The 15,224-nt window shown below is 68.8% G+C and carries 12 protein-coding genes; 7 read left to right on the top strand and 5 right to left on the bottom strand.

Annotated features, from left to right (window positions below; genetic code table 11):
* Nucleotides 1-29 precede the first annotated feature (29 nt).
* The 3 genes from ACZ50N_RS20780 to rpmF form a co-directional block, all read right to left on the bottom strand.
* Nucleotides 30-1,481, bottom strand: coding sequence for a HAMP domain-containing sensor histidine kinase (locus ACZ50N_RS20780; protein ID WP_046361888.1), 1,452 nt, complete (start codon nt 1,479-1,481; stop codon nt 30-32).
* Nucleotides 1,481-2,167 carry a response regulator transcription factor gene (locus ACZ50N_RS20785; RefSeq protein ID WP_046361906.1) on the bottom strand — a complete coding sequence of 229 codons (687 nt, stop codon included), beginning with the start codon at nt 2,165-2,167 and terminating at the stop codon, nt 1,481-1,483. Before ACZ50N_RS20785 ends, ACZ50N_RS20780 begins: the two co-directional genes overlap by 1 nt.
* A gap of 84 nt (nt 2,168-2,251) precedes the next feature.
* Nucleotides 2,252-2,425, bottom strand: a complete 174-nt coding sequence (rpmF, locus tag ACZ50N_RS20790) for a 50S ribosomal protein L32 (RefSeq protein ID WP_046361907.1) — start codon at nt 2,423-2,425, stop codon at nt 2,252-2,254.
* Between the two features lie 250 nt (nt 2,426-2,675).
* Between rpmF and ACZ50N_RS20795 the strand changes: the two genes are divergently transcribed.
* The 7 genes from ACZ50N_RS20795 (at nt 2,676) to ACZ50N_RS20825 (ending at nt 11,772) form a co-directional block, all read left to right on the top strand.
* On the top strand, nt 2,676-4,388 hold the full coding sequence (locus ACZ50N_RS20795) for an acyclic terpene utilization AtuA family protein (protein ID WP_464473658.1): 1,713 nt from the start codon (nt 2,676-2,678) through the stop codon (nt 4,386-4,388).
* Nucleotides 4,385-5,533, top strand: coding sequence for an acyl-CoA dehydrogenase family protein (locus ACZ50N_RS20800; RefSeq protein ID WP_048423730.1), 1,149 nt, complete (start codon nt 4,385-4,387; stop codon nt 5,531-5,533). The genes ACZ50N_RS20795 and ACZ50N_RS20800 overlap by 4 nt, the downstream gene beginning before the upstream one ends.
* On the top strand, nt 5,530-7,122 hold the full coding sequence (locus tag ACZ50N_RS20805; protein WP_464473659.1) for an acyl-CoA carboxylase subunit beta: 1,593 nt from the start codon (nt 5,530-5,532) through the stop codon (nt 7,120-7,122). Before ACZ50N_RS20800 ends, ACZ50N_RS20805 begins: the two co-directional genes overlap by 4 nt.
* A 64-nt stretch (nt 7,123-7,186) precedes the next feature.
* Entirely contained in the window at nt 7,187-9,151 is a 1,965-nt protein-coding gene (locus tag ACZ50N_RS20810; protein WP_464473660.1) for an acetyl/propionyl/methylcrotonyl-CoA carboxylase subunit alpha, read from the top strand.
* On the top strand, nt 9,148-10,308 hold the full coding sequence (locus ACZ50N_RS20815; protein ID WP_046361893.1) for an acyl-CoA dehydrogenase family protein: 1,161 nt from the start codon (nt 9,148-9,150) through the stop codon (nt 10,306-10,308). Before ACZ50N_RS20810 ends, ACZ50N_RS20815 begins: the two co-directional genes overlap by 4 nt.
* Before the next feature lie 31 nt (nt 10,309-10,339).
* Nucleotides 10,340-11,107 carry an enoyl-CoA hydratase family protein gene (locus ACZ50N_RS20820; protein ID WP_073684207.1) on the top strand — a complete coding sequence of 256 codons (768 nt, stop codon included), beginning with the start codon at nt 10,340-10,342 and terminating at the stop codon, nt 11,105-11,107.
* A gap of 86 nt (nt 11,108-11,193) precedes the next feature.
* Entirely contained in the window at nt 11,194-11,772 is a 579-nt protein-coding gene (locus ACZ50N_RS20825; RefSeq protein ID WP_046361895.1) for a DUF1707 SHOCT-like domain-containing protein, read from the top strand.
* 7 nt (nt 11,773-11,779) lie between these two features.
* On the opposite strand, the gene ACZ50N_RS20830 is transcribed toward ACZ50N_RS20825, so the two are convergent.
* On the bottom strand, nt 11,780-13,753 hold the full coding sequence (locus ACZ50N_RS20830; protein WP_464473661.1) for a vWA domain-containing protein: 1,974 nt from the start codon (nt 13,751-13,753) through the stop codon (nt 11,780-11,782).
* Nucleotides 13,746-15,137, bottom strand: coding sequence for a sigma 54-interacting transcriptional regulator (locus ACZ50N_RS20835; protein ID WP_046361908.1), 1,392 nt, complete (start codon nt 15,135-15,137; stop codon nt 13,746-13,748). Before ACZ50N_RS20835 ends, ACZ50N_RS20830 begins: the two co-directional genes overlap by 8 nt.
* Nucleotides 15,138-15,224: the final 87 nt, after the last annotated feature.

Here is a 15,224-nt window from a genome sequence, read left to right on the forward strand (position 1 = left end):
CACCCGAACATCGTCGCTGGTGACACGCGTCACCGCGGGGATGACGAGTCGTGTGTCGCCGACCCCGTCGGGACCGGGGGACGCCCGGGCAGCACCATGTGCATCGAGGTCCCCGGTGGGTCACCGCCGTCGACGGTGTCGGTGACCAGCAGGGTTCCCCCGTGCTTGGCCACCACCTGTTTGACGATCGCGAGGCCGAGCCCTGAGCCCGGCATCGCCCGCGCCGCAGTGGACCGGTAGAACCGCTCGAACACGAGATCCCGCTCGTGGGCCGGGATTCCCGGTCCGTTGTCTGACACCACCAGCGCGGCGTGGTTCGCGTCGATCTGCCTCAGTACCACGCCCACCCGACCGCCAGGGGGACTCCACTTGGCCGCGTTGTCGAGCAGGTTGAGGACGGCGCGGCCCAGCCCCGCCGTATCGCCGTACACCTGCCAGGGCGTGACGGTGACATCGAACTCGATGTCGTTGCGACGGCGCCGAACTCGCTCGAGGGAGCGGTCGATGACGTCGGAGATGTCGACCACTTCGTGCACCACACGGCCGGCGTCCTCACGGGTGAGGTCGACCAGGTCACCGACCAGCGTGGACAATTCCTCGATCTGCCCCATAACGTCGGCCTGCAGATCGGCCATCTCGTCCTCCGGGATACGTGGTGCTCCCGGCCGCATCGACGCCATCAGGAGTTCGACGTTCGTGCGCAGCGAGGTCAACGGCGTACGCAACTCGTGTCCGGCGTCGGTGACCAATCTCGCCTGGCGATCGCGAGATTCGGCCAGCGCTCGCAGCATCATGTTGAAAGCCTCGGTGAGCCTGGCCAATTCGTCGTGGCCGACCACCGGGATGGGTCGCAGATCGTCGGTGCGAGCCACGCGTTCGGCCGCCTGGGTCAGTCGAGCAACCGGCCGTAGGCCGGCAGTGGCCACCATCCCGCCGGCGATCGCGGCGATCGCCACCCCGATTCCGCCGACCCAGAACAGCACGGTTCCCAGCTTCTTGAGAAGGTCGCCGGTCGGTCCCAGGCTCTTCGACAGGATCAGCGACGACCCGTCGGAGAAATGGACGGCGAACACCCGCTGGTGCCCCACCGTCCGCAGGGAAATCCCCAAATTGCCTGCGATGACAGCCTTTTCGGGCTCCCCGATCGGAATGTTGTCCGACGTCTGGTACCCGGCCCGGCCGGGGATCACCAGCCGTGCGTTCATGTCGGAGTATGCCGTCGCCTCGATGGCCTTGCCCGGGTCCATCTCCAGCGATCCGCTCTCCACCAGGAGCTGAGCCCGCTTGTACAACTGACTGTCGAGATCGTCGTAGAGCGCTCGGGACACCACCGCGTACACCGCGACGCCCATCAGCACGACCGCCATCAACACCATCGACATCGCCAGCAGCATCACGCGCCAGCGCAGCGACACCGAGCTACCGGCCGGCTGTTGCTGATGGGGCTGTCCCGGCCAGGCGACGTCGGGATGCGGCTGCATCAGGGCGGGGTCTCCCGCAGGACGTACCCGACTCCCCGCACCGTGTGGATGAGCCGCGGCTCGCCTTCGGCCTCGGTCTTACGGCGCAGGTATCCGACGTAGACCTCGAGCGCGTTGCCCGACGTCGGGAAGTCGAAGCCCCACACTTCTTCGAGGATGCGGCTGCGCGTGAGCACCCGCCGAGGATTGGCGATGAGCATTTCGAGCAATGCGAACTCGGTGCGGGTGAGACTGATCGACCGCTCGCCTCGGGTGACCTCACGGGTCACCGGATCCAGTGAGAGGTCGGCGAATGTCAGCGCGGCCGATTCACTCGAATCGTCGAGTGTGGTGCGGCGCAGCAGGGCCCGCATGCGCGCCAGCAACTCCTCGAGGGCGAAGGGCTTGGGCAGGTAGTCGTCGGCGCCGGCATCGAGCCCGGCCACGCGTTCCGACACGGAGTCTCGCGCCGTCAGGACGAGGATCGGCAGATCGTCACCGGTGCTGCGGAGCTGGCGGCACACCTCGAGTCCGTCGAGGCGGGGCATCATCACGTCCAGTACGACAGCGTCGGGACGGTCGCTGGCGATCAGGTCGAGCGCTTCACGCCCGTCCTGAGCCAACTCCACGGAGTAGCCGTTGAAAGACAGGGAGCGGCGCAGCGATTCGCGGACCGCGCGGTCATCATCGACGACGAGTATGCGCACTGCCACAGTCTCAACTCCGTGTCTGAGAGAGTGCTGAGAGCCGCGCCGATGAAACCTGAATGTTTCCGATACGCGTCGTCGCGGTTAGCGGCGATCGAGATCGATCAGACCCAGGCGTGCAGCCTTGAGCAACCGCCGCGGCACCTTGCGCTGCTGACCTCCGACGGTCACGCCGACGAGTCCGGTGGCCGTGGCCTTCCACTGCGCGCGCCGGCTACGGGTGTTCGCACGCGACATCCTGCGCTTCGGGACAGCCATGATCGAGCTCCATCTGTGTTTCGGGGTGTCCGTCGGCTGACCGGCGAACATGAACCAGTACTGCCTGCAAGCCTGGGCGGACCGGACGCGGGCAATTGGACACCAGGATAGCCGGTGAGCTGGACGGGCTCCAAACCCCGCGGATGACCCGGCGGTGGGAAACGCGGTCAGGTCTTGACGTGCTACCGCCGGTACCAAGTAACCTACCGGTTGGTTGGGCGCCCTGCCCGCCTGAGCGACGGGAGACTGCGTGACGCCGGTGTCGGACCGCGATCCCATCCGGATCGGGAACTGCTCGGGCTTCTACGGTGACCGGCTCTCGGCCATGCACGAGATGCTCACCGGGGGCGACGTCGACTACCTGACCGGTGATTATCTCGCCGAGCTGACCATGCTCATCCTGGGCCGCGACCGCATGAAGGATCCCGATCGCGGCTACGCCAAGACGTTCTTGCGGCAGCTCGAGCAGTGCCTCGGCCTCGCGGTGGACCGCGGTGTGCGCATCGTCGCGAACGCCGGCGGCCTCAACCCCGCGGGACTCGCCGCCGCTGTGCGCGCTCTCGCCGAGCGGCTGCAGATCACCGTCGCCGTCGCCCACGTCGAGGGCGACGACCTCCTCCCGCGCGCCGACGAGCTGGGTCTCGGCCGACCCCTGACCGCCAACGCCTACCTGGGCGCCTGGGGCATCGCCGACTGCCTGAAGGCGGGCGCCGATGTCGTGGTGACAGGGCGCGTCACCGACGCGTCGGTGATCGTCGGCCCCGCGGCGGCGCACTTCGGCTGGAAGCGCGAGGACTACGACGCGATCGCCGGTGCGATCGCCGCGGGCCACATCATCGAGTGCGGCACCCAGGCCACCGGCGGCAACTACTCCTTCTTCACCGAGATCGCCGACATGGCGCGCCCCGGCTTCCCCATCGCCGAGATCCACGCCGACGGTTCGTCGGTCATCACCAAGCATCCGGGCACCGGCGGCGCTGTCAGCGTCGGCACCGTCACCGCGCAGCTGCTCTACGAAATCGGCGGCGCCCGCTACGCGAACCCCGACGCCACCCTGCGGGTCGACTCGATCACGCTGACCGACGACGGCCCCGACCGTGTGCGCGTCAGCGGCGTCACCGGTGAACCTCCCCCGCCCACGCTGAAGGTCGGCCTCAACAGTCTCGGCGGCTTCCGCAACGAGATGACGTTCGTACTGACCGGGCTCGACATCGAGGCCAAAGTGGCGCTCGTGCGACGTCAGCTCGAGGCGAGCCTGACGGTCCGGCCGGCGGAGATGCAGTGGTCGCTGGCCCGCACCGACCACGCCGATGCCGACACCGAACAGACCGCCAGCGCCCTGCTCAGCTGCGTGGCACGTGACCCCGACGCCGCCGCGGTGGGCCGCCGATTCTCCGCTGCCGCCGTCGAACTGGCCCTGGCCAGCTATCCCGGCTTCACCAGCACCACTCCGCCCGGCGACGGCCAGGTGTACGGCGTCTTCACGGCTGCTCACGTACCGGCCGAGCAGGTGCCTCATGTGGCCGTGCACGCCGACGGCACCCGGGTCGACATCTCACCCGCCGTGGACACCCTCGAACTCGCGCCGGTGCCCGACGTCGAGGTACCACCGCCGAACGAGGCGGCCGCGACGCGGCGAGTGCCGCTGGGCACGATCGCGGGTGCCCGCAGCGGCGACAAGGGCGGCAGCGCCAACATCGGGGTCTGGGCGCGGACCGATGACCACTGGCACTGGCTCGCGTCGGCGCTGACCGTGGAGAAGCTGCGCGAGCTGCTGCCGGAGGCGGCCGGACTCCCCGTGACCCGCCATCTGCTACCCAACCTGCGCGCCGTGAACTTCGTGATCGAAGACATCCTGGGTCAGGGCGTCGCGTCCGCGGCGCGTTTCGATCCGCAGGCCAAAGGCCTGGGTGAATGGCTGCGCAGCCGAACCATCGACATCCCCGAGGAGTTGTTGCCGTGAGCATCTGGACCACATCGGAACGCGAGGACCTCCGGAAGACGGTGCGCGCCTTCGCCGAACGCGAGGTGCTCCCCCACGTCGACGAGTGGGAACGCGTCGGCGAACTCCCCCGCGACCTGCACCGCAAGGCAGCCCAGGCCGGGCTGCTCGGCGCCGGCTTCCCCGAGACGGCCGGCGGCGAGGGCGGCGACGGCGCAGATGCGCTGCTCATCTGCGAGGAGATGCATCAGGCGGGGGCACCCGGCGGGGTGTTCGCCTCGCTGTTCACCTGCGGCATCGCGGTGCCCCACATGATCGCCTCCGGCGACGAGCACCTCATCGACACCTATGTGCGGCCGACGTTGCGGGGCGAGAAGATCGGCTCGCTGGCGATCACAGAACCGGGCGGTGGCTCCGACGTCGGGCACCTGACCACCCGCGCGGTCCGGGAGGGCGACGAGTTCGTCATCAACGGCGCCAAGACCTACATCACCTCCGGCGTACGCGCCGACTACGTCGTCACCGCGGCGCGCACGGGCGGGCCGGGAGCGGCGGGGGTGTCGCTGATCGTCGTGGACAAAGGCACACCCGGCTTCGAGGTCAGCCGCAAGCTCGACAAGATGGGCTGGCGGTCTTCCGACACCGCTGAACTCTCCTACACCGACGTCCGCGTGCCCGTGGCCAACCTCGTCGGCGCCGAGAACAGCGGCTTCTTCCAGATCGCCGCCGCATTCGTGTCCGAGCGCGTCGGCCTCGCCGGGCAGGCCTACGCCAGCGCGCAGCGGTGCCTCGACCTCACCGTCGAGTGGTGTCGCAACCGCGAGACCTTCGGCAAGCCGCTGATCGCGCGACAGTCGGTGCAGAACACGCTCGCCGAGATGGCGCGACGCATCGACATCGCCCGCGTCTACACCCGCCACGTCGTGGAACGTCAGATCGCCGGTGAGTCGAACCTGATCACCGAGGTGTGCTTCGCCAAGAACACCGCAGTCGAGGCGGGCGAGTGGGTCGCCAACCAGGCGGTGCAGCTGTTCGGCGGCATGGGATACATGGCCGAGTCGGAGGTCGAACGCCAGTACCGCGACATGCGCATCCTCGGCATCGGCGGCGGCACCACCGAGATCCTGACCTCGCTGGCCGCCAAGTCGCTGGGCTTCCAAGCGTGACGCTCCGCTCGACACTGGACCCTCGCTCCCCCTCGTACCGCGAGGCCGCCGACGCGATGGCGATCAAGCTCGCCGAACTCGACGCCGAACACGCCAAGGCGCTGGCCGGTGGTGGCGAGAAGTACGTCAGCCGCCACCATGCCCGCGGCAAGATGACTGCGCGCGAACGGATCGAGGCTCTCGTCGACCCCGACTCCCCGTTCCTCGAGCTGAGCCCACTGGCCGCGTGGGGCACCGACTTCACGGTCGGCGCGAGCGTCGTCATCGGCATCGGAGCGGTCGAGGGCGTCGAATGCCTGATCGTCTCCAACGATCCGACCGTCAAGGGCGGCACCAGCAACCCGTGGACCCTGCGAAAGATCCTGCGCGGCAATCAGATCGCCCTGGAAAACCGACTGCCGGTGATCTCTCTCGTGGAGTCGGGTGGCGCGGATCTGCCCACGCAGAAAGAGATCTTCATTCCCGGCGGGCAGATGTTCCGCGACCTGACCCGACTCTCGGCGGCCGGTATCCCGACGATCGCCCTGGTGTTCGGCAACTCGACCGCAGGCGGCGCCTACATCCCCGGGATGAGCGATCACGTCGTGATGATCAAGGACCGCTCGAAGGTGTTCTTGGCCGGTCCTCCGCTGGTCAAGATGGCGACCGGGGAGGAGTCCGACGACGAATCGCTCGGCGGGGCCGAGATGCACGCCCGCACATCGGGTCTCGCGGACTACTTCGCCGTCGACGAACTCGACGCGATGCGCATCGGCCGGCGGATCGTGGCGCGGCTCAACTGGCACAAGAAAGGTCCGGCGCCGAAGGCCTACACCGAGCCGGCGTTCGACTCCGAGGAACTACTCGGCATCGTGCCGCCGGATCTGCGTATCCCGTTCGACCCTCGCGAGGTCATCGCCCGCATCGTCGACGGCTCGGAGTTCGACGAGTTCAAACCGCTGTACGGCGGCTCACTGGTGACCGGCTGGGCCACGCTGCACGGGTTCCCGCTCGGCATCCTCGCCAACGCGCGCGGGGTGCTGTTCAGCGAGGAGTCGCAGAAGGCCACGCAGTTCATCCAGCTGGCCAACCGCTCGAACACGCCACTTCTGTTCTTGCACAACACCACCGGCTACATGGTGGGCAAGGCGTACGAAGAGGGCGGCATGATCAAGCACGGTTCGATGATGATCAACGCCGTCTCGAACTCGACTGTGCCGCATCTGTCGTTGCTGATCGGCGCCTCCTACGGCGCAGGCCACTACGGCATGTGCGGGCGCGCCTACGACCCGCGTTTCCTGTTCGCCTGGCCGAGCGCGAAGTCGGCGGTCATGGGCGGCACCCAGTTGGCGGGCGTGCTGTCGATCGTGAGCCGGGCCGCGGCGCAGGCCCGCGGTCAGCAGGTCGACGAGGCGGCGGATGCCGCACTGCGCGCGGCCGTCGAGGCGCAGATCGACGCCGAATCGCTGCCGATGTTCCTGTCGGGCCGGCTCTACGACGACGGCGTCATCGACCCGCGGGACACCCGCACCGTGTTGGGAATGTGCCTGTCGGCGATCGCCAGCGCACCGATCGAGGGGACGTCGAACTTCGGCGTCTTCCGGATGTGATTTCGGCGTGTTCGCCGTCGCTGAGCGCAGACAACCACGCCGAAATCGCGAGGAGGGAGCAGCCATGATCACTCGCGTTCTGGTCGCCAACCGTGGCGAGATCGCCCGGCGGGTGTTCGCCACCTGCCGACGGCTGGGTATCGGCACCGTCGCCGTGTACACCGATCCCGACGCAGCGGCACCGCACGTCGCCGAAGCCGACGTCCGGGTGCGTCTCGAGGGCACCCGCGGCTATCTCGACACCGCCCAACTGATCGCAGCCGCGCGGGCCGCCGGCGCCGACGCAGTCCACCCCGGGTACGGATTCCTTTCGGAGAACCCCGACTTCGCGGCCGCCGTGGTCGACGCGGGGCTGACGTGGATCGGGCCGCCCGTGGCCGCGGTGGCCGCGATGGGCTCCAAGATCGAAGCCAAGAAGATGATGGCCGCCGCCGGGGTTCCGGTGCTCGACGAGCTCGACCCGGACACGGTGACCGCCGACATGCTGCCGGTACTGATCAAAGCGTCCGCCGGCGGCGGGGGCCGCGGCATGCGCGTGGTCCGCGAACTCGGCGAGCTGCCCGGGCAGGTCGAGGCCGCGCAACGCGAGGCGCAGTCCGCCTTCGGCGATCCCACGGTGTTCTGCGAGCGCTACCTCGACGCCGGTCATCACGTCGAGGTGCAGGTGATGGCCGATGCGCACGGCACGGTGTGGGCGGTCGGCGAGCGGGAGTGCTCGATCCAGCGCCGTCATCAGAAGATCATCGAAGAGGCACCTTCCCCGTTGGTGGAACGCACTCCGGGCATGCGGGACAAGCTGTTCGAGGCGGCCCGGCTGGCCGCCACCGCGATCGGCTACACCGGCGCAGGCACCGTCGAGTTCATGGCCTCTGATGGGGGCGACTTCTTCTTCCTCGAGATGAACACCCGCCTCCAGGTGGAACACCCCGTCACCGAGCTCACGTCGGGCCTGGACCTGGTCGAGCTACAGCTCGCGGTTGCCGACGGAGCGGCGCTGGACGCGCAGCCACCCGCATCGTGCGGTTCCTCGATCGAGGCGCGCCTCTACGCCGAGGATCCCGCCAAGAACTGGCAGCCCCAAGCCGGCACCGTCCATCGTTTCGACGTGCCCACGGCGGTCGAGCATTTCGAGCTGCTCGACCGGGCGGGGGTGCGTCTGGACTCCGGGGTGGGCGACGGCTCGGTGATCTCGGTGTTCTACGACCCGATGATCGCGAAGGTCATCTCGTGGGCACCCACCCGGGAGCGGGCCGCAGCGCTGCTGGCCGATGCACTGACCCGCACCCGGCTACACGGTGTGCGCACCAACCGCGACCTGCTGGTCAACGTGCTGCGCCACCCGGCGTTCCGCAGCGGCGCCACCGACACGGCGTTCTTCGACACCCATGACCTGGCCGTGCTTGCCGCGCCGGTCGCCGACAGTGCGACGGTGGAGCTGTCGGCGATCGCCGCCGCGTTGGCCGAGGCGGCGCACAACCGCAGCACAGCAACGGTTTTCGCGGGGGTCCCGAGTGGGTGGCGCAATCTCGCGTCGGGCTGGCAGACCAAGGGCTACATCAACGATGACGGCGAGACCCACGAAGTGGCGTACCGCTTCACCCGCGACGGCGTGCGCGTGGCCGACCGCGACGACGTGACGCTGGTGACCGCGACGCCCGCGCAGACAGTGCTCAACGTCGCCGGCGTGGACCGCCCGTTCGCGGTGGCGCGCCACGGTGACGATGTGTACGTCGACTCCCCCACCGCCGCGGTGCATCTGCTCGCGCTGCCGCGGTTTCCCGATCCGGCCGATGCCGTCGCACACGGGTCGCTGCTCGCGCCGATGCCGGGTTCGGTGCTGCGCGTCGGGGCCGCCGTGGGCGACACCGTCACCGCGGGCCAGCCGCTGGTGTGGCTCGAGGCGATGAAGATGGAGCACACCATCGCCGCACCGGCCGACGGTGTGTTGGCCGAACTCAACGTCACCGCGGGAACGCAGGTGGAAGTGGGCGCCGTTCTGGCGCGTGTCGATTCAGGAGAGGCATCATGACCGGATTCGTCGAGACCGAGGAACAGCAGGCCCTGCGCAAGGCGGTCGGCGCGATGGCTGCCAACTACGGGCAGGACTACTACCTGGAGAAGGCCCGCGCGGGTCAGCACACCGATGAGCTGTGGGCAGAGGCCGGCCGCCTCGGCTTCATCGGGGTGAACCTGCCCGAGGAGTACGGCGGCGGCGGTGCAGGCATGTACGAGCTGAGCCTCGTCATGGAGGAGATGGCCGCGGCAGGGTCCGCCCTGCTGATGATGGTGGTCTCGCCGGCGATCAACGGGACGATCATCGCCAAGTACGGCACCGAGGAGCAGAAGCAGCGCTGGCTCCCCGGCATCGCCGACGGCACGGTCACGATGGCGTTCGCCATCACCGAGCCCGATGCCGGCTCCAACTCGCACCGCATCACCACGACCGCACGCCGGGACGGCAGCGACTGGATCCTGTCCGGCCAGAAGGTGTACATCTCCGGCGTCGACCAGGCCCAGGCCGTGCTCGTCGTGGGCCGCACCGCCGACCACAAGACGGGCAATCTGAAGCCCGCGCTATTCGTCGTCCCGACGGACACCCCCGGCATGAGCTGGACGAAGATCGACATGGAGATCGTCAGCCCGGAGAACCAGTTCCAGCTGTTCTTCGACGAGGTCCGCCTGCCCGCCGACGCCCTGGTCGGCTCGGAGGACGCCGCCATCGCCCAGCTCTTCGCGGGACTGAACCCCGAACGCATCATGGGTGCAGCGAGCGCGGTCGGCATGGGACGGTTCGCCCTGGAGAAGGCCACCTCGTACGTCAAGACGCGACAGGTGTGGAAGACGCCGATCGGTGCGCACCAGGGCATCTCGCATCCCCTGGCGCAGAACCACATCGAGGTCGAACTGGCCAAGCTGATGATGCAGAAGGCCGCCGCGCTGTACGACGCGGGTGACGACGCCGGCGCCGCCGAGGCGGCGAACATGGCCAAGTACGCCGCCGGTGAGGCGTCGGTGCGCGCCGTCGACCAGGCGGTGCAGTGCCTCGGCGGCAACGGTCTGACCAAGGAGTACGGCATCGCCTCGGTACTGACGGCGTCGAGGCTGGCCCGGATCGCGCCGGTCAGCCGCGAGATGGTGCTCAACTTCATCGCGCAGACGTCGCTCGGGCTCCCCCGGTCCTACTGATGAGCGCTTGCGCGAAGAAGAGATTGCACTGATGGGCGATCTTGTCACCTACGACCGCGACGGTGCGGTCGCGCGGCTGACGCTCGATTCCCCGCACAACCGCAACGCGCTGTCGGCAGCGTTGGTCGCGCAGGTGCACGAGGGCCTCGAGCGGGCGGCGGCCGACCCTGACGTCCGGGTCGTCGTGCTCGGACACACGGGCGGGACGTTCTGCGCCGGCGCCGACCTCGCCGAGGCCGCCGGCCGGGACCCCTCCGAGCTGGCCGTCGACCGGGCGCGGGAGATGACGCAGCTGCTGCGCCGCATCCTGACCTGCCCGCTTCCTGTCATCGCGGCGGTCGACGGCCATGTCCGCGCCGGTGGGCTGGGGCTGATCGGAGCCTGCGACATCGTGGTGGCGGGCACAGCGAGCACGTTCGCGCTGACCGAGGCACGCATCGGGGTGGCGCCGTCGATCATCTCGTTGACGCTGCTGCCGAAGATGACGGCGCGTGCCGCCGGCCGCTACTTCGTCACGGGCGAGAAGTTCGGCGCGGCAGAGGCCGCACAGATGGGCCTGGTCACCCTCGCTGCAGCCGAAGTCGCCGCCGCTGTCGACGACCTCACGGCGGCGATCGCGCAGGGCTCACCCCAGGGCCTGGCAGAGTCGAAGGCACTGACCACGGCCGCCATTCTCGACGAGTTCGATCGGCGGGCGGAGGCCCTCACCCAACGCTCGGCGGAGCTGTTCGTCTCCGACGAGGCCCGTGAGGGCATACTCGCGTTCCTGGAGAAGCGAAAGCCGCGCTGGGTCGGCTGACTCCTCACAGTTTGGCCACGGGTCTTGCATGTATCGCCGATCGTCGTAGCCTGGGTGGCGATGTTGGGATGTAGCAGGAGACGCCGATGAGCAGCCCCGCGTCGCGGAGCCGTTCGATGCGGGCTGCCGACACCGATCGCATTCAGGTCGCGCAGCTGCTGACCGATGCCGCCGCATCGGGCACGATCGGCGTGAGCGAGTACGAATCCCGGCTGGCCAGGGCGTATGCGGCGCAGACCTGCGATGAGCTGGACCGGTTGTCGGCCGACCTCCCCGGCGCGATCACCCGCGGACGCAGCGGCACCTGCCGCCCGGCCCCGTCGAGCACCCTGCTCGCGATCCTGTCGGGTTACGAGCGCCGCGGTCGGTGGAACGTGCCGAAGCGGCTCACCACTTTCGCGCTGTGGGGCGGCGGTGTCGTCGACCTGCGCTACGCCGACTTCACCGCTCACGATGTCGAGATCCGGATCTACACGATCATGGGTGGCCAGACCATCCTGGTTCCACCGGAGGTCAACGTCGACCTGCGCGGGGTGTCGGTGATGGGCAGCTTCGACCACAGCATCGAGGGCGAGGGCGCGCCGGGCGCACCCTGCGTGCGGATCTCCGGGTTCGCGCTGTGGGGCAGCGTCACGGTCAAGCGGAAGAAGCGCAAGGCCGCCTGAGGGTCGATCAGCGCCGCCGCTTGGACCCCAGGTAGTCGCCGACCACCGCGGCACCGAGCCCGTCGAGGTCCGGCACCACCACGCGACCACCCACCCGTCGGGCCACCTGATCGATGAACCGCGCGAGACCTGGGTCGCTCCCCAGCCGGAAGATCGTCACCTGCGCGCCGAGTCGCGCGACCTCGTCGAAGCCCTTCACGGTGTGCCCGATGGTCCGCGGGTGCGGCGGGTAGTCAAAGAACACAGCGGGACTTCCGTTGCGGTCGAAGTCCTCGAGGTGCGCGGTCGGCTCACCGTCGGTGACGACGAGCACGACGGGCTGCGCGTTCGGATGCCTACGCAGATGCCGGGTCGCCAGGGCCAGCGCGTGGTGCAGATTGGTGCCCTGTTCGTAGACGCCCTCCAACCCCGTCAGTTCGGCGGCGGTCACGGTGCGGGCATAGCGGCCGAACGCGACGATCTGCAGCGCGTCGGACCGGAACCGGGTACTCACGAGGTGGTTGAGGGCGAGCGCGGTGCGCTTCATCGGCAGCCACCTGTTCTCCATCACCATCGAGAACGAGGTATCGACCAGCAGCGCCACCGCGGCCTGGGTGCGCATCTCGGTTTCGGAGATCTCCACGTCGTCGACCGTGATGCCGATGGCTCCCGACCGCTCACCCGTGCCGGCTTCTCGGAGAACAGCATTCGTCAGCGTCCGGGTGACGTTCCACGGTTCGGTGTCGCCGAACTGCCAGGGCCGCGTCGCACCGGTCAGCTCACCGGCCGCACCGGCCCGCCGCGTGTCCCGTTCGCCGTGCCGCCCCGAGAGTTGTTGCGCCACATCGCGCAGCGCGGTCTGCCCGAGCTGACGCATCGCCTTGGGCGAGAGCCGCCACTGCCCGTCGGCGCCGCGGTCGAGGAAGCCCTGATTCATCAGCGCGCGTTCGAGCTCGGCCAGCGTGCGCGCGTTCACGGCGGCCTCGTCGCCGAGCTGACGGGCCAGCATGTCGAGGTCGACGTCGTCCATCGTGGCGCCCGAATAGCTCTGGGAGAGCTGCTCGGCGAGCTGCTCGAGCTCGGCGATGTCGGCCAGCGCCTGCGCACCCTCGCCCATCCCCAGCGGGTCGTCGCCGGAGAAGCGTTCCGAGCCGTTCCAGTCCTCCCCCGGGCGCGCGGCCTGCAGATGCGAGTCGAGCCGGTCCAAGGCGTTCATCAACGACGGCGAGCCGAACGCCTGCTGTGCCAACGAATCGAGCTCAGCACGCTGCTGTTCGGACAGGCTGTTGCGGAAGCGCTGCGCGGCCGCGGCCCGCTTGGCCAGTGAATCGAGCAGCTCGTCGATGTTGCGCGGGTTCTCGGGAAAGAACTCGCCGTGCTTGTCCATGAAGTCTTGGAAGTCTTGCTGCGAATCCTGGCCTTTGGCGTGTTTGTCCAAAAGGTCGTTCAGGTCATCGAGCATGTCGTTGACGCGCTGGCGATCCTCGTCGGTGGCGTTCTCCAGCGCCTGCTTCATTCCAGCGAACCGCTGATCGAGCATCTCACGGCCCATCAGGTCCTTGATCTGCTCGTACTTCTCCCGCGCCTCCGGGGAGCGCCAGCCGTACTCGGAGAGCTCCTGGACAGCTTTGGCAGGCGACGGTGACAGCGAATCCAGCTGCAGTTCACCGAATCTCGCGTCGTCATCGAGCGCGCGGGCCAGCTCTTTGCGTTCGGCGAGCACGGCCTCGTCGAGCAGCTTTTTGATGTCGGCCAGGGTGCCGTCGAGGTTGTTGCGCTGCAACAGTTCCCGACGCCGGCGGTTCGCCTCGGCGGCCAGCTTGTCCGCGCCGGGCATGTTCTTCGACCCGCGGCGCAGCAGCTCCTGCAGCGCACGCCGCGGCGACGTCCCCTCCATGACGTCCTGACCGATGGCCTCCAGCGCCTCGCGCAGATCGACCGGAGGGGCCAGCGGGTCCGGCCCGCCGGTGTATCGCGAGTACCGCGAAAGTCGTTTAACCATAGATGGTTTCGCCCTCTCCGGACACCTTGTCGATGCGCTTGGCCAGGTACAGCGCCTCGAGCGCCAACTCGATCGCCGCGGCCCGCTGACCGTCCGTGGACGCCTCGAGGCGGCGCTGGATCTCGGCGACGGCGGGGACCTCGGGTAGTGCGGCGAGCACCTCGCGCGCCGATACCCGCTCCCCCGTCGTGACGGGCGAGCCGTTCTCGACCGCGGTGACGATCGGGCCGACATCGATACCGCCGAGCAGCCGCTGCGCGGTCTCGGCCGTGGCTCGCCGAAGCAGGTGTTCGAGCACCGCCTGCTCGCGGCCTTCCTCCCCGGATTCGAACTCCAATTTCCCGCGCAGCACGTCGATCACGGTGCCGAGGTCGACCACGCGTGCCACCGGGTCCTGTTCACCGAGCAGGGCCCCGCGGTGGCGGGCGGATGCGGCCACGGTTTCCGCCGCGGCGATCGCGAATCGCGCCGAGACACCGGAGCGCTGGTCGATCGCCGTCGATTCACGCAGGGCACGCGCGAACCGGGCGAGGATGGCCATCAGATACGGCGGCACCTCGGCGGCCAGGTGCGCCTCCTGGGTGATGACGCCGACCTCGGCGTCGAGCTCGAGCGGGTAATGCGTGCGGATCTCCGCACCGAAGCGGTCCTTGAGCGGAGTGATGATCCGACCGCGGTTCGTGTAGTCCTCCGGGTTGGCACTGGCCACGACGAGGACGTCGAGCGGGAGCCGCAGGGTGTAGCCGCGCACCTGGATGTCGCGCTCCTCCATCACGTTGAGCATCGCGACCTGGATGCGCTCGGCGAGGTCGGGCAGCTCGTTGATCGCGACGATGCCGCGATGGGCGCGCGGGATCAGGCCGTAGGCGATGGTCTCGGGATCGCCGAGGCTGCGACCCTCGGCCACCTTGATCGGATCGATGTCGCCGACGAGATCGGCCACGCTGGTGTCGGGGGTGGCGAGCTTCTCGGTGTAGCGCTCACTGCGGTGCCGCCAGGCGATCGGCAGGTCGTCACCGGAATCAGCGGCCCGCCGGATCGACTCCGGGGTGATGGGGCTGTACGGGTGCTCACCCAGTTCCGCGCCGGCGATCACCGGCGTCCACTCGTCGAGCAGTCCGCTCAGAGCCCGCAGCAACCGCGTCTTGCCCTGCCCGCGTTCCCCTAGCAGCACCATGTCGTGGCCGGCGATCAGTGCCCGTTCCAGCTGCGGGATGACCGTGTCGTCGAAGCCGAGGATGCCCGGCCAGATCTGTTCGGCGGTGGCCCCCGAGCTCAAGGCGGACAGCAGGTTCTCCCGGATCTCGGCCTTGACGCTGCGCTCCTGATGCCCGGAGGCGCGCAGCTCGCCGACGGTGCGGGGCAGGTCGTTAGGTGATGTCACCACTCCACGCTACGACTGTTCTCCGCGAGCGGGCGTGTCTGTACGCAACACACCGCTTCACGCAGGCATTTTGCGCCCGCTCACCGC

Source organism: Mycolicibacterium obuense (assembly GCF_055397605.1).

What these genes read in the sequence shown, in the direction of transcription:
- ACZ50N_RS20825 (WP_046361895.1), top strand. Translation starts at nt 11,194, where the DNA reads ATGAGCAGCCCCGCGTCGCGGAGCCGTTCGATGCGGGCTGCCGACACC.
- ACZ50N_RS20815 (WP_046361893.1), top strand. Translation starts at nt 9,148, where the DNA reads ATGACCGGATTCGTCGAGACCGAGGAACAGCAGGCCCTGCGCAAGGCG.
- ACZ50N_RS20810 (WP_464473660.1), top strand. Translation starts at nt 7,187, where the DNA reads ATGATCACTCGCGTTCTGGTCGCCAACCGTGGCGAGATCGCCCGGCGG.
- ACZ50N_RS20820 (WP_073684207.1), top strand. Translation starts at nt 10,340, where the DNA reads ATGGGCGATCTTGTCACCTACGACCGCGACGGTGCGGTCGCGCGGCTG.
- ACZ50N_RS20830 (WP_464473661.1), bottom strand. Translation starts at nt 13,753, where the DNA reads ATGGTTAAACGACTTTCGCGGTACTCGCGATACACCGGCGGGCCGGAC.
- rpmF (WP_046361907.1), bottom strand. Translation starts at nt 2,425, where the DNA reads ATGGCTGTCCCGAAGCGCAGGATGTCGCGTGCGAACACCCGTAGCCGG.
- ACZ50N_RS20780 (WP_046361888.1), bottom strand. Translation starts at nt 1,481, where the DNA reads ATGCAGCCGCATCCCGACGTCGCCTGGCCGGGACAGCCCCATCAGCAA.